This window comes from Acinetobacter sp. S-1 (genome assembly GCF_059579785.1).
The window spans coordinates 3,231,416-3,245,232 of the sequence record NZ_CM184207.1; the positions used below are offsets into that span (position 1 = coordinate 3,231,416).

9 protein-coding genes are annotated in these 13,817 nt (G+C 37.2%); 2 read left to right on the top strand and 7 right to left on the bottom strand.

The features are described from left to right. Window positions 1–83 precede the first annotated feature (83 nt). From AC52J8_RS15535 to AC52J8_RS15545, 3 genes are all read right to left on the bottom strand, one after another. Complete coding sequence (locus AC52J8_RS15535; RefSeq protein WP_208753448.1) at window positions 84–926, bottom strand: hypothetical protein; 843 nt, start codon at window positions 924–926, stop codon at window positions 84–86. 69 nt (window positions 927–995) lie between these two features. Next, window positions 996–2,588 (bottom strand): peptide chain release factor 3, encoded by a 1,593-nt coding sequence (locus AC52J8_RS15540; protein ID WP_005066204.1) that lies wholly within the window; start codon window positions 2,586–2,588, stop codon window positions 996–998. A gap of 231 nt (window positions 2,589–2,819) precedes the next feature. Beyond that, on the bottom strand, window positions 2,820–3,683 hold the full coding sequence (locus AC52J8_RS15545) for a hypothetical protein (RefSeq protein ID WP_086400266.1): 864 nt from the start codon (window positions 3,681–3,683) through the stop codon (window positions 2,820–2,822). A 325-nt stretch (window positions 3,684–4,008) separates the two neighbouring features. Here AC52J8_RS15545 and AC52J8_RS15550 point away from each other — a divergent pair, with 325 nt between their 5' ends. Beyond that, the gene (locus tag AC52J8_RS15550; protein ID WP_086400267.1) at window positions 4,009–4,581 is read left to right on the top strand and encodes a TetR/AcrR family transcriptional regulator; all 573 of its coding nucleotides are present in this window, start codon (window positions 4,009–4,011) and stop codon (window positions 4,579–4,581) included. Between the two features lie 417 nt (window positions 4,582–4,998). On the opposite strand, the gene AC52J8_RS15555 is transcribed toward AC52J8_RS15550, so the two are convergent. The 4 genes from AC52J8_RS15555 to AC52J8_RS15570 form a co-directional block, all read right to left on the bottom strand. Next, window positions 4,999–7,053 (bottom strand): bifunctional diguanylate cyclase/phosphodiesterase, encoded by a 2,055-nt coding sequence (locus tag AC52J8_RS15555; RefSeq protein ID WP_086400268.1) that lies wholly within the window; start codon window positions 7,051–7,053, stop codon window positions 4,999–5,001. 326 nt (window positions 7,054–7,379) lie between these two features. Next, window positions 7,380–8,396 (bottom strand): ketol-acid reductoisomerase, encoded by a 1,017-nt coding sequence (gene ilvC / locus AC52J8_RS15560; RefSeq protein ID WP_002115094.1) that lies wholly within the window; start codon window positions 8,394–8,396, stop codon window positions 7,380–7,382. A gap of 32 nt (window positions 8,397–8,428) precedes the next feature. Continuing rightward, window positions 8,429–8,920 (bottom strand): acetolactate synthase small subunit, encoded by a 492-nt coding sequence (gene ilvN, locus AC52J8_RS15565; RefSeq protein ID WP_002114824.1) that lies wholly within the window; start codon window positions 8,918–8,920, stop codon window positions 8,429–8,431. Further along, a complete protein-coding gene (locus tag AC52J8_RS15570; protein WP_005079103.1) occupies window positions 8,920–10,644 on the bottom strand; it encodes an acetolactate synthase 3 large subunit in 1,725 nt (574 codons plus the stop codon). Before AC52J8_RS15570 ends, ilvN begins: the two co-directional genes overlap by 1 nt. A 534-nt stretch (window positions 10,645–11,178) precedes the next feature. Between AC52J8_RS15570 and leuS the strand changes: the two genes are divergently transcribed. Then, a complete protein-coding gene (leuS, locus tag AC52J8_RS15575) occupies window positions 11,179–13,803 on the top strand; it encodes a leucine--tRNA ligase (protein ID WP_069036275.1) in 2,625 nt (874 codons plus the stop codon). The last annotated feature ends 14 nt before the right edge of the window (window positions 13,804–13,817 follow it).

Genomic DNA, 13,817 nt, shown 5'->3' on the forward strand with positions numbered 1-13,817 from the left:
TGCCTTTTATTCTAAGGAGATTACGCTATGCCTTTCTAAGAAATTAGCGCATATAAATAGAGGTTGCAAATTCTGCTACCATCTTAAAACATTTGTTCATAAACCTCGGGTTGTAATATTTTTTTGGTCTGTTCTTTAGATAAATAAATATCGAGCTGTGGAGCTTCTTTAGTAATCTGGTTTGCCTGATAATGTAAGCCAACCCCTTCACCATCAAAGAACCAATCTGCCTGCCCCCAATATAAAGTTTTTGGTGCTTCTTTCTTTATGTCAGCAGTCTGCTTTTTTAACCAGTCTTGATAGGCCACCTGCACCATTTGATGCACAGTAGTTTGTTGATCTTTTTGTAAAACATCTAACAAAGTTAAGCTCTTATGCAGTTTTCGGTCGGCCACAAAAAAGTAATAACGGTCTTTAATCGTGAGCTCTTCCTGCTTGGTATCCAGTCCTAATTGCAATAAAACATATTGGTTACGCTGCGATGCAATACGGGTATGAAGATGCAATTCATAAGCCCGATTCTTTGAATATTTATCTTGCCATTCATCAGACTTTTTAACATAAGCATTAATGGCTTGCTGCAAACTTAAGTCTTTTTTCAAATCAATTTGGTCTTGGATCACTTTAGCCTGACTTTTCGCGATCCATTCATTTAGCCATGCATCTTGAGTCTTTATTGTTTGAATATCGACATCAATACAATTTTTCTTCTCACAAAATGGCAAAGCATAATCAGCTTTTACTTGTTGCAAGTTTAGAAATGGTAGTACTTCCGCTTTCTCTATATTTTGATTTTGGTGAGAAGCCGATTTCATTTGATAAGATGATGAAGGTTGAAAGCCTTTCCAGACAAAAAGGCAAATAGCTAAAAGTAATATGATTACCGCAACTAAAAGTGCAATAACTGTCTTTCTATTCAAATTCATTTCATCATCCTTTCTTATTTTTCAAAACAAAACAGCTTCTGTTCGAAGCTGTCTGTCAAATCTTAAAGATTAGTGTTCACGCGTGTTACGGAACTGAATATCAGGCCAACGCTCTTGCATAATCTGCAAGTTCACACGACTTGGTGCAAGATAAGTTAAGTGACCGCCACCATCGATAGAAAGCTGATCATGTGCTTTTTTCTTAAATTCATTGAGAATCTTGTCATCATCACAATGAATCCAACGAACCGTATTAACACTTACAGGCTCATACACACAGTCAACTTTGTATTCTTCTTTCAGACGGTAAGCAACAACGTCAAACTGAAGTACACCCACAGCACCCACGATCAAATCATTGCTAATTTGTGGCATAAATACCTGAGTTGCGCCTTCTTCAGACAACTCTTTCAAACCTTTTTGCAATTGTTTTGACTTTAATGGATCTTTCAAACGCACACGACGGAACATCTCTGGTGCGAAGTGAGGAATACCTGTGAAATGTAGATTTTCACCACTTGTGAAAGTATCACCAATTTGAATTGTGCCGTGGTTATGCAAACCAATAATATCACCTGGCCACGCTTCCTCTAGATGTTCACGCTCACCCGCAAGGAATGTCAATGCATCACTAATACGTACATCTTTACCAATACGTACATGATTCATTTTCAAACCTTTCTCGTATTTGCCTGAACAGATACGCATAAAGGCAATACGGTCACGGTGTTTCGGATCCATGTTGGCTTGAATTTTAAAGACGAAACCAGAAAAACCTTCTTCTTTCGCGTCGACAACACGCTCTTGTGTTGGATGCGCTTTAGGTTCTGGTGCCCAATTCATAAATGCGTCTAACACGTGGTCAACACCAAAGTTACCTAATGCTGTACCAAATAGAACTGGAGTTTGTTTACCTTGTAAAAATAATTCGCGGTCTAAAGGTTCATTCGCCATTTGTACGAGCTCAAGTGACTCTTCAAAAGACGCCCAAGCCAGCTCACCTACTTTTTCACGGATATCTGCATGGTCATAACCATCGCGTACTTCAATATCGGTAATAGTTGAGCCGAAGCCTGCTTTGTAGACATACAATTTGTTTTCAAGAATGTTGTATACACCAGCAAAATCACGTCCCATCCCTAATGGCCATGTAATTGGTACACAGCGAATATTGAGGACGTTCTCAATTTCATCCAGCAACTCAAGTGGTTCACGAATCTCACGGTCCATCTTGTTTACAAATGAAATGATCGGAGTGTCACGCATACGACAAACTTCCATCAATTTGATGGTACGTTCTTCGACACCTTTTGCACCATCAATCACCATTAATGCAGAGTCAACTGCAGTTAGGGTACGATAAGTATCTTCAGAGAAGTCTTCATGCCCCGGTGTATCAAGTAAGTTAATGGTGTGACCTTTATAAGGAAACTGCATAACAGAAGTGGTAATGGAAATTCCACGCTCTTTTTCCATTTCCATCCAGTCAGATGTAGCTGCGCGGTCAGATTTACGGCTTTTTACCATCCCTGCAACCTGAATTGCTTTACCCCATAACAGTAATTTCTCTGTCATGGTCGTTTTACCGGCATCGGGGTGGGAAATGATGGCAAATGTGCGGCGTTGAGCAACCTGTGCCGCTAACTCATCTTTAAAACTCATGAAATACACCTACTGCGGAGATTGCAGTGCCAAAGACCTAAAGTCGATCAAAATAAAAATTGGCGTAATTGTAGCAGATTTATAGAACTGTTTAATGATTGTTGATAAACCATGAGTTATTCACAAAATTTTTAGATCTTTTTTGGGTATGGAGTTTAACTTCTTAGAAATTTTACAGTTAAAAAAGCCCACCTGTTTAAGATGGGGCTTGATCAAGACTTAATAGAATCTTTACGCCAATTTCTTTTCTTCAATGAATTGAACATCGGCAATTTGTGCATCCCAGAACTCATTCCATAAAGCACAGTAATCAATACATAGCTTGGTTAAGCTTTCATAATCATCTTTTGTAATTGCTTGTGCTAATGCAAACCACAAGTCATCTTCATGATCGTCATCAGCGGCCTCAGATGTTTCATCCGTAGATACACCATGTACATGGTAGTAACCACCGCCTTCAACATCGATATTTACGAATTTGGTTGCTTGACGTAATGGAGGACTAAAAAGAATGACTTCTTCTTCTGCAACAGCTAATAATGCTACGACATTAATATAACTATCATAAGAAGATTCTAAAAATGATCTAACCTGATCTGAAATTTTTGATGGTTTAAAGTTACGACGATCAAGCTCTGTTAAACCATAATCATTAAGTAAATCTTCATATAATGGATAGTGAGCATATTCAGGATTCCCTAGATAATAATTATCTTTACCTAAACCAGGGCGAAAACCAAACTCATCAAGTATATTTAAACTTAATAATACCCGTGGATACATCTTCGCTCCAGAGTGGAGTTTAGGTTCCAATTGTTTTGTTAAAAATTGAGCCTTTAATAAAGCATCAGTAAAAATTTGTACAATCGCATGACGATATTCTAAATGGATAAGAGTCAAACGTTGTTTATCAAGATATCCACCGTTTAACAATTCAATAGCAGGATGGTTACAAACGGGTAACTCTGCAATTGTTTTTCTTAATTGTTTAAGAAATTGTAAATTTTCATCCCATTGTTTTGCAGGAATACTATTTCTCATCCCCTGCAATGCTTTTTCTCTTGGATTATTAAAGTCTTCAAATTTTTTTAACATAATGATTCTCTGTAAAAAGTTTTTCTTATAGTTAAGTTATAGGCTCTCTCTTTATTACAATTCGCATTCAATTGCCAAAATAAATTCCGTACACCCATACTTAACAAGTCGATACTATGTGTATTACCTCAACAAATCAACGGATTAATTAATAATATTTAAAAAAGTAAACTATTGCCAATTAAATATATAATATGTTGTTTTTTAAATTAACCAAACTATTGAATAAATATAATTTTTTAAATACTATAAAATAAGTTTTATTTAAGCTTATACACTTTACAATAGCAAAGTTAATCAAAAAATATCCGCAACGGGGAACCCGATGACAAAAAGAGAAACTATTATAACAACAGCAACATCCCTCTTTAACCAAAAAAGCTATACTTCTATTGGTGTTGATCGCATTATTGCTGAATCAAATGTTGCAAAAATGACTTTTTATAAATACTTTTCTTCTAAAGAAGCCTTAATTGAAGAATGTCTTTATAAGAGAAATTTAGAAATCCAATATTCAATATTGGAAAAAATTAAAAACACTAATAACCCACTGATTAAATTAAAAAATATATTTAATTGGTATATCGATTGGATTAATACAGATGACTTTAATGGCTGCTTATTTAAAAAAGCAACCATCGAAGTCATGCAATTGTACCCTTCTATTAAGCATCAAATTAATGAGTATCGGGAGTGGGTTTACTCATTAGTTTTCTCAGCTCTTTCAGAGTTAGAAGTGGAAAATACAAAAATTCTTACAGGACTCTTTCTTAACATTGTAGATGGAATCATTATCGATGGCACTATAAATAAAGGAAAGATTAATCCAGAACAAACATGGTCTTATATAAACAAAATTATTGAGTTAGAAACAGTTCAAGAGTGCGCAACTATTTAATTTATAAATTAATTAAATATTTATATTTTAATAAAGATAAAAAGTATTTTTTTAATTCGGTGGAGTCTACTCTCCAACTCCACCAAAAATCTATTCAACCCCTAAAAATTAATATTTTTATTTAGTTCTACCTTAATTAATTCCAATTATTACATAAACTTCACAATACTTTATATTAATCCTTTTTACTCCTTATGTATTATAAAATACAAACATCAATTTATTAGTATTACTTTATACTTGCAGTATATATTCATAAATTATTATATGTAAAATACTTAACTAACTGAGAAACTAATACTATTCACTACTACAAATATATAGGAGTGTTTTAGAAGATAAATTCATTTTAATTAATTGTTCTTTAAAGAAAAAATTAAAAGGAAATATTAGTTTTAAAAATCGATATAGAAAAGATTAAGCGAAGTAAGCGCCTTGAGATTCAATCAGTTGATCGACGTGAACAGGCATTCCTAATAAATAACCCTGAAATTGCTGACAACCTAAACGAGTTAAAATCTCAACTTGCTGTTGAGTTTCCACCCCTTCCGCTGTTACGGTTAAACCTAACTTTTTAGCTAAATGTATTATACTTTCTAATATAACTTCTTCTTTTGAGCCTGGTTTTAAGTCAACGATAAAACCACGATCAATTTTCAATTCATCTACAGGTAAATCTTTTAAATATAAAAAGCTTGAATGGCCTGTTCCAAAATCATCAATTGCGACTCGAATACCCATATCACGTAGTCGCTCACAAGCTCGAATACTTAAATCAATATGTCGCATTGCAGTTGATTCAGTAATCTCAACAATTAAGTGATGAGGTTGAATTTGATATTTTTTCAATAATGCTTCGAGTGTACTAAATAATTTTTTATTTTCGAACTGTAGTGCAGATAGGTTTACTGCGACTGGATAAAATGGAGTGTTACTGCGTTCCCACTCTTGAATTTGCAGGCAAGCTTGCTCAAGTGCCCAATATCCCATTGGAATGATCAAACCCGTTTTTTCTGCACCTTCTATAAACATATGCGGTGTGAGTATTCCTAAAGCTGGATGATTCCAACGGATTAATGCTTCAACGCCACAGACTTCAAGATTCGTATTAAATTTTGGTTGGTAATATAGGATGAACTGCTTTTCTTCTACGGCCTTATAAAGATCATTGATCAGTTTTGACTGACTTCTCGTTTCTTGTTGATGGGTTGAATAACTAAAGATGGTGTAAGTATTTCGGCCTTGTTCTTTAGACATGAGCATCGCGGCATCAGCGTTCATGAGTAAGTCCTGAACATTTTGTCCGTGCTCAGGAAATAGTGCTACCCCTAAACTTGCAGAGATATTAATTTCTTTACCAGAAATCTGATAACTTTCTTGAATCAGTTGTAAAACTTTCTCAGCCAAAATAACTGCTTCATCGGCATTTGTATTTTCGGCAATAAGTAAAAACTCATCACCGCCAATTCTAAGCAGTTTACACTTCTCATTGAGTTGCCAATGTAAGCGGTTCGCCATCTGAATAAGTAATTGATCACCCACATGATGTCCAAATGCATCATTCACCGATTTAAATCGATCTAAATCAATGTATAAGAAAGCAATTTTCTGGTCTTTATATCGATGATCTGAAAGTAATACTTCAGCATAATCCACCAAATAAAGGCGGTTAGGTAATTTGGTTAAATTGTCTTGTATAGATAGGTTAGCTAATTCTTTATTTGCTTTGCGCAGCTCTAAATTCTGTTGAGTAAGGCGTTGCTCTAACATTGCAACAATAAAACTTGCTACGAGTACCAAACAGGTGACTAGAATAATTGTGAATAATAATAAGTCATGTTCAGCCTGATATTGGCTAATAAATTTATCAGTAATATTCGTCGCAATAAGCGCTGTGTAGTGCATCCCCATAATACTTAAGGTCATCATAACCGAAAATGCGATTTTTAAAGTTGAGCGATATCGTTCAGCGTCTTTTAATTTATAGGCTAATAAAAACGCTAGCCCTGAACCACTCATCGCAATTAATACAGAAAATAAAAGTAAAAACGAAGTGTAATCTTTTTTATAAACATTAATATTCCAGCCCAGCATGCTAATGTAATATGAAGCTGAAATTCCGATTCCCATAATAATCGAGCTCAAAATGAGTCTAAATAAAGGGAGTGTAAAACGCGAAGTCAACCACATCGCAATGCAAGATAACAATGCACTAATAGCATAAGATATTGCAATTAAAGGAATATTAGAGTGAGCTGTATCAAACAGATGATAAGCTTGTATACCAACAATATGGACGATGCTAATTGCTAAGGCGAGTAGCAATCCATTAATAAATAAAATTAAGGACTCAAATTTCTTATAGACTTGCTTGAATATTAGCTGCTCCATGGAAATTACAATATAACAAATGAAGCCAGCTGCAATAAAAGAGCCGACGATCAATGTGCTATCGTAATCAACATGACCCATATTGGACTTCCATGATTATTCAATACTTTTTTTTATTTTGTTCAACTCATTGCCCAAAATACAATTAAACATGTTAAAGAAATTTTAGTAAATTTGACTTATTCAGTCAGTTATAAACAATAACATTATCTATCTTTTGGTCAAGTATTTTTTACTTTATAAATCAATAAAGTAAATAAAAATTAAGCAGCCAATTATATGAAAAATATAGAATTTATTTAATCTAGTCAAGTTGGCCTAATCGCAATTTTCACATTCAAATAAAATAGTATAAATAAAGAACCCTGCTTAAAGCAGGGTTCTTTTAAAACGTTAGATAAAGAAAATTAGTTCTTTTCTTTGTCTACGATTTTGTTTGCTTGAATCCATGGCATCATTGCACGCAACTTATTACCAGTTACTTCAATACCATGTGCAGCATTTTGACGACGACGAGCAGTCATAGATGGGTAGTTTAACGCACCTTCTTGAATGAACATCTTAGCGTACTCACCAGATTGAATACGTTTCAATGCATTACGCATTGCTTCACGAGATTGTTCGTTGATTACTTCAACACCAGTTACATATTCGCCGTACTCAGCATTGTTAGATACTGAGTAGTTCATGTCAGCGATACCGCCTTCGAACATTAAGTCAACGATCAATTTAAGTTCGTGTAAACATTCGAAGTAAGCCATTTCTGGTGCATAACCAGCTTCAACTAAAGTTTCGAAGCCCATTTTCACTAATTCAACCGCACCACCACAAAGAACTGCTTGCTCACCGAATAAGTCAGTTTCAGTTTCTTCACGGAATGAAGTTTCGATAATACCTGTACGGCCGCCACCTACGCCAGAAGCGTAAGAAAGAGCAACGTTACGTGCATTACCAGAAGCATCTTGGTGGATTGCGATTAGGTCAGGAACACCTGAACCACGTTGGAACTCTGAACGTACAGTGTGACCAGGTGCTTTTGGAGCAACCATGATTACATCTAAATCTTTACGTGGAACAACTTGGTTGTAAAGAACAGAGAAACCATGAGCAAATGCAAGAGTCGCGCCTTCTTTGATGTTTGGCTCAATCACGTCACGGTAAAGTTGTGATTGGAATTCATCTGGAGTCAAAATCATTACGAGGTCAGCTTGCTTAACAGCAGCAGGAACTTCTGCAACTTTAAGACCTGCATTTTCAGCTTTCTTCCAAGAAGCTGAATCTGCACGTAAACCTACAGTTACGTCTACGCCTGAGTCTTTAAGGTTAAGTGCATGAGCATGACCTTGAGAACCGTAACCAATAATCGCTACTTTCTTGCCTTGGATGATTGATAAGTCACAGTCTTTATCGTAAAAAATTTGCATTTGTGTTCTCCGCTAAAATACTTTTTAAAAAATTAAATGGCCAATACTTTTTCGCCACGGGCGATACCAGATACACCTGAACGAACGACTTCTAGAATAGTGTTTTCTGCAAGCGCATCGATAAAACCATCTAATTTTTCAGTTGTCCCTGCTATTTGAATGGTATAGGTAGTTGGTGTCACGTCTACAATCTGCGCACGGAAAATATCCGCTGTTCGCTTAATTTCAGCACGTGAAGCACCTAACGCTTTTACTTTAATCAACATCAGTTCACGCTCAATATGTGAACCTTCTGATAAATCAACTACTTTTACAACTTCAACAAGTTTATTGAGCTGCTTTGTAATCTGTTCAATCTTATGGTCATCACCATAAGTTGTTAATGTTAAACGTGACAAAGTTGGGTCTTCGGTTGGCGCAACATTCAGTGTTTCAATGTTATATCCACGTTGGCTAAATAAACCAACAAGGCGAGAAAGCGCACCAGCTTCGTTTTCAACGAGTACAGAAATAATATGTCTCATTATGTACGCTCCCCTTTACCTAACCACATATCCTTCATAGACTGACCTGCGATCAGCATTGGATAAACATGTTCCGTGCGATCAACCATGACATTAATGAATACACATTTATCATTAATCGCCATTGCTTCAGCAAGCTTCGACTCTAGTTCATCAGCATGATCAATCTGGATACCAACGTGACCATAAGCTTCCATTAACTTGCCAAAATCAGGCAATGATTCGACGTATGAGCTTGAGTGACGGCCTTCATAATTCATATCTTGCCACTGCTTCACCATACCTAAAGCACGGTTATTCAAGCATAAGATCTTCACATTCATGCCGTATTGCTTACAAGTCGAAAGCTCTTGAATACACATTTGAATTGAAGCTTCACCAGTAATACAAACAACTTGTTGATCTGGGAAAGCGAGCTTCGCAGCCATTGCATAAGGTAAACCTACGCCCATGGTGCCTAATCCACCCGAGTTAATCCATTGACGTGGACGCTTGTATTTGTAATACAACGCACCAAACATTTGGTGTTGGCCCACATCCGAAGTAATAATGGCATCACCATTAGTGACTTTATATAAAGCTTCAACAACTTGCTGTGGCTTCATTGTGCCATCAGTCGGAGTTTCAAACTTTAAGCCATGAACTTTACGCCATTCATTAATTTGATCCCACCACGCAGCAATTGCTTCAGGGTTTGGCTTAGACACATTCAATTGTTTCAACTGCGTCAACATTTCCTGAAGTACAGGCTCAACCGCCCCTACAATCGGAATGTGCGCCATAATTGTTTTTGAAATGCTCGCCGGATCAATATCAATATGAATAACTTTAGCATTCACACAGAATTTTGCTGGGTTATTGGTCACTCGGTCATCAAAACGCGCACCAATTGCAAGAATGACGTCAGCATTATGCATCGCCATATTTGCTTCATAAGTACCGTGCATACCTAACATGCCCACGAATTGTGGATCATCACCAGGGAAGCCACCAAGGCCCATAAGTGTGTTAGTTACCGGATAACCGAGTAAATGCGCGAGTTCAGTCAATAATGCCGATGCATTACCTTGAACAACACCACCACCCGTATAAATTACAGGGCGTTTTGCACTTAAAAGCTCATCAATCGCTTTACGAATTTGGCCAGAATGACCACGTGAAGGTGGCTGATAAGAACGCATCTTCACTTTTTCAGGATATTCGTACGCAAATTTTTCTGCAGGATTTGTTGCATCTTTAGGAATATCGACGACAACTGGACCAGGGCGACCACTTGCTGCGATATAAAATGCTTTTTTGATAATTGCAGGAATTTCGCTTGCATGACGAACTTGGAAGCTGTGTTTCACGATAGGACGTGAAATACCCACCATATCAGTTTCTTGGAAAGCGTCTTCACCAATAAGATGTGATGCAACCTGGCCAGACAAAATCACCATCGGGATTGAGTCCATATAAGCTGTTGCAATTGGAGTCACAGTATTAGTTGCGCCAGGTCCAGAAGTGACCAGTACTACGCCAGTCTTACCTGTAGCACGTGAGTAAGCATCTGCCATATGACCAGCAGCTTGTTCATGACGTACGAGGTAATGATTAATTTTGTCTTGTTGAAATAGCGCATCATAAATATGTAATACAGCGCCGCCTGGATAACCAAAAACATGTTCAACGCCTTCGTCCGCAAGAGCACGAACGAGCATTTCACCACCAGATAAAAGTTCCAACGTGATTCACCCTAAAATCTTTATCACTATTTATGGAAGGCACAAATAGTGTTTCATTCATTGAATTGTCTGCACTGTTATAGCACACATATTGTCTAGTTTTCGTTGCAATAGAAAAATTTCTGTTTTTCAGCCGTATAAGCTTTTTTAACATTAATAAAGCATGTCTGGATATACATACTTTAAGTAAAATCAATCTCTCGGCTAGAGAGAATGTCTATTACAAAACATGACGGTTATTCGAAGGGTGATCAAATAATCGCATATAAAACTAAAGGAAGCATTTTTGTTGTTTAATTCACTAAAGTCAAGATTAAAGAAACACTTTTCTATGATTATTTTTTAACTGACTATTTTTTCATCTTATTTGATTTTTCCACTTTTCTTTTTTTATGACTACCCCGCTTTTTTCAGGTTTATTCTTGTTTAATTTTTAACGGAAAATAAATCCATCCCAAAACTGCATTTTTGTCGATTTTGCGCTATGCTGTGCAACAATCTTTAATATCAATTTTTGTTGTATAGCTTACGTCTATGACTATTTCTCACATTGACCCCGAATATCAAGCAAACACGATTGAACCATCAGTTCAACAAGATTGGGAAAATCGTAAAGTCTTTAAAGTTGCCGACACTGTCGAAGGTAAACATCGTTACATCCTGTCAATGTTTCCTTACCCAAGCGGCAAGCTGCATATGGGGCATGTGCGTAACTATACAATTGGCGATGTGATTAGCCGTTTTTACCGTTTAAAAGGTGAAACTGTATTACAACCTATGGGTTGGGATGCATTCGGTTTACCTGCGGAAAACGCAGCAATTGCCCATAAAGTTGCTCCGGCAAAATGGACATTTGAAAACATTGCCTACATGCGTGACCAATTAAAAAAATTAGGTCTATCTGTAGATTGGGATCGTGAATTTGCAACTTGTACACCAGAGTATTATCACTGGGAACAATGGTTATTTGTTCAGCTTTATAAAAAAGGCCTGATCTACCGTAAACTTTCAACAGTAAACTGGGATCCAGTTGACCAAACTGTTTTAGCAAACGAACAAGTTGAAAATGGTCGCGGATGGCGTTCTGGTGCATTGGTTGAAAAACGCGATATTCCAATGTACTACTTCCGTATTACTGACTATGCACAAGAATTATTAGACGACCTAGACACCCTACAAGACGGCTGGCCTCAACAAGTGTTGACCATGCAACGTAACTGGATTGGTCGTTCTACAGGCATGGAAATTACTTTCCCATCTGCCAATACCGAAATTTATGCTGATGGCTTAACTGTTTATACAACACGCGCCGACACACTAATGGGTGTAACATATGTTGCTGTTGCAGCAGAACACCCTCTTGCACTTAAAGCTGCTGAAAATAACCCTGAATTGGCTGCATTTATTGAAGAATGCCGCATGGGTTCAGTTGCAGAAGCAGACTTGGCAACAGCCGAGAAAAAAGGCATGGCAACAGGTTTGTTTGTGAAACACCCTGTAACTGGTGAAGAGCTCCCTGTTTGGATTGCAAACTACGTATTAATGTCTTATGGCTCTGGCGCAGTCATGGCTGTACCAGCACATGACGAACGTGACTTCGAATTTGCTAACAAGTTCAACTTGCCTATTAAGCAAGTAATTGATGCCAAAGGCGCTGACGATGCAGACTACTCTGCAACTGATTGGCAAGAATGGTATGGCTCAAAAGAAGGTAAACTTGTTAACTCTGGTGAGTTTGACGGTTTAGAATTCCAAGCTGCTTTCGATGCATTCCTTGCAAAATTAGAACCACAAGGTTTAGCAAATTCTAAAGTTCAATTCCGTTTACGTGACTGGGGTGTTTCTCGTCAACGTTACTGGGGTTGTCCAATTCCAATGATTAACTGTGATACTTGTGGTCAAGTCACAGTTCCAGAAGATCAGCTTCCGGTTGTATTACCAACTGACGTTGTTCCAGATGGTTCAGGCAATCCGCTTAATAAAATGCCTGAATTCTATGAAACAAAATGTCCTTGCTGTGGTGGCGATGCACGTCGTGAAACAGATACCTTGGATACTTTCGTAGAGTCATCTTGGTACTACGCACGCTATGCATCTCCAGACTTTACTGGCGGTATGGTTAAACCTGAAGCAGCTCAAAACTGGCTTCCTGTAAACCAATATATTGGTGGTGTTGAACACGCGATTCTTCACTTACTTTATGCACGTTTCTTCCACAAATTAATGCGTGATGAAGGTGTAGTACAAGGTAATGAGCCATTTACCAACTTGTTAACTCAAGGCATGGTGCTTGCTGATACATTCTATCGTGAAGCAGAAAATGGTAAGAAAACTTGGTTTAACCCTGCTGATATCGAATTAGAACGCGATGAAAAAGGTCGTATTCTTTCTGCAAAATATTCAGGTGACGGTCAAGAAGTTGTGATCGGCGGACAAGAAAAAATGTCTAAGTCGAAAAACAATGGTATCGACCCACAAGCGATTATTGATCAATACGGCGCAGACACAGCACGTGTATTTATGATGTTCGCTGCTCCACCAGATCAATCTTTAGAATGGTCTGATGCAGGTGTTGAAGGTGCAAACCGTTTCTTAAAACGTGTATGGCGCCTTGTAGCGAGCTTCCTTGAAAAAGGCAACCAAGCTTCTACGATTGATGCTGCTAACTTGTCTAAAGATGCTCAAGATTTACGTCGTAAAACTCATGAAACTATTCAAAAAGTAAGTGATGATATCGAACGTCGTCATGCATTCAATACTGCGATTGCTGCTTTAATGGAATTGTTAAATGCAAGCAATAAGTTTGAAGCAAAAGATGACAACGACGTTGCTGTAGAACGTGAAGCGATCACCACACTGTTAACTTTACTTGCTCCATTTGCACCGCATTTAAGTCAAACTTTATTGGCTCAGTTTGGTACGGATGTAACAGAAGCAACATTCCCTGAAGTCGATGCTTCTGCATTAACTCGTAATACGCAAACGATTGTTGTACAGGTTAACGGTAAACTTCGCGGTAAACTTGAAGTTTCGGTTGATATCTCTAAAGAAGATCTATTAGCTCAAGCTAAAGCCCTTCCAGAAGTTCAACAATTCTTAACAGGACCAACAAAGAAAGAAATTGTGGTTCCAAATAAATTAGTTAACCTCGTGGTTTAATTAAAGTTATTAAT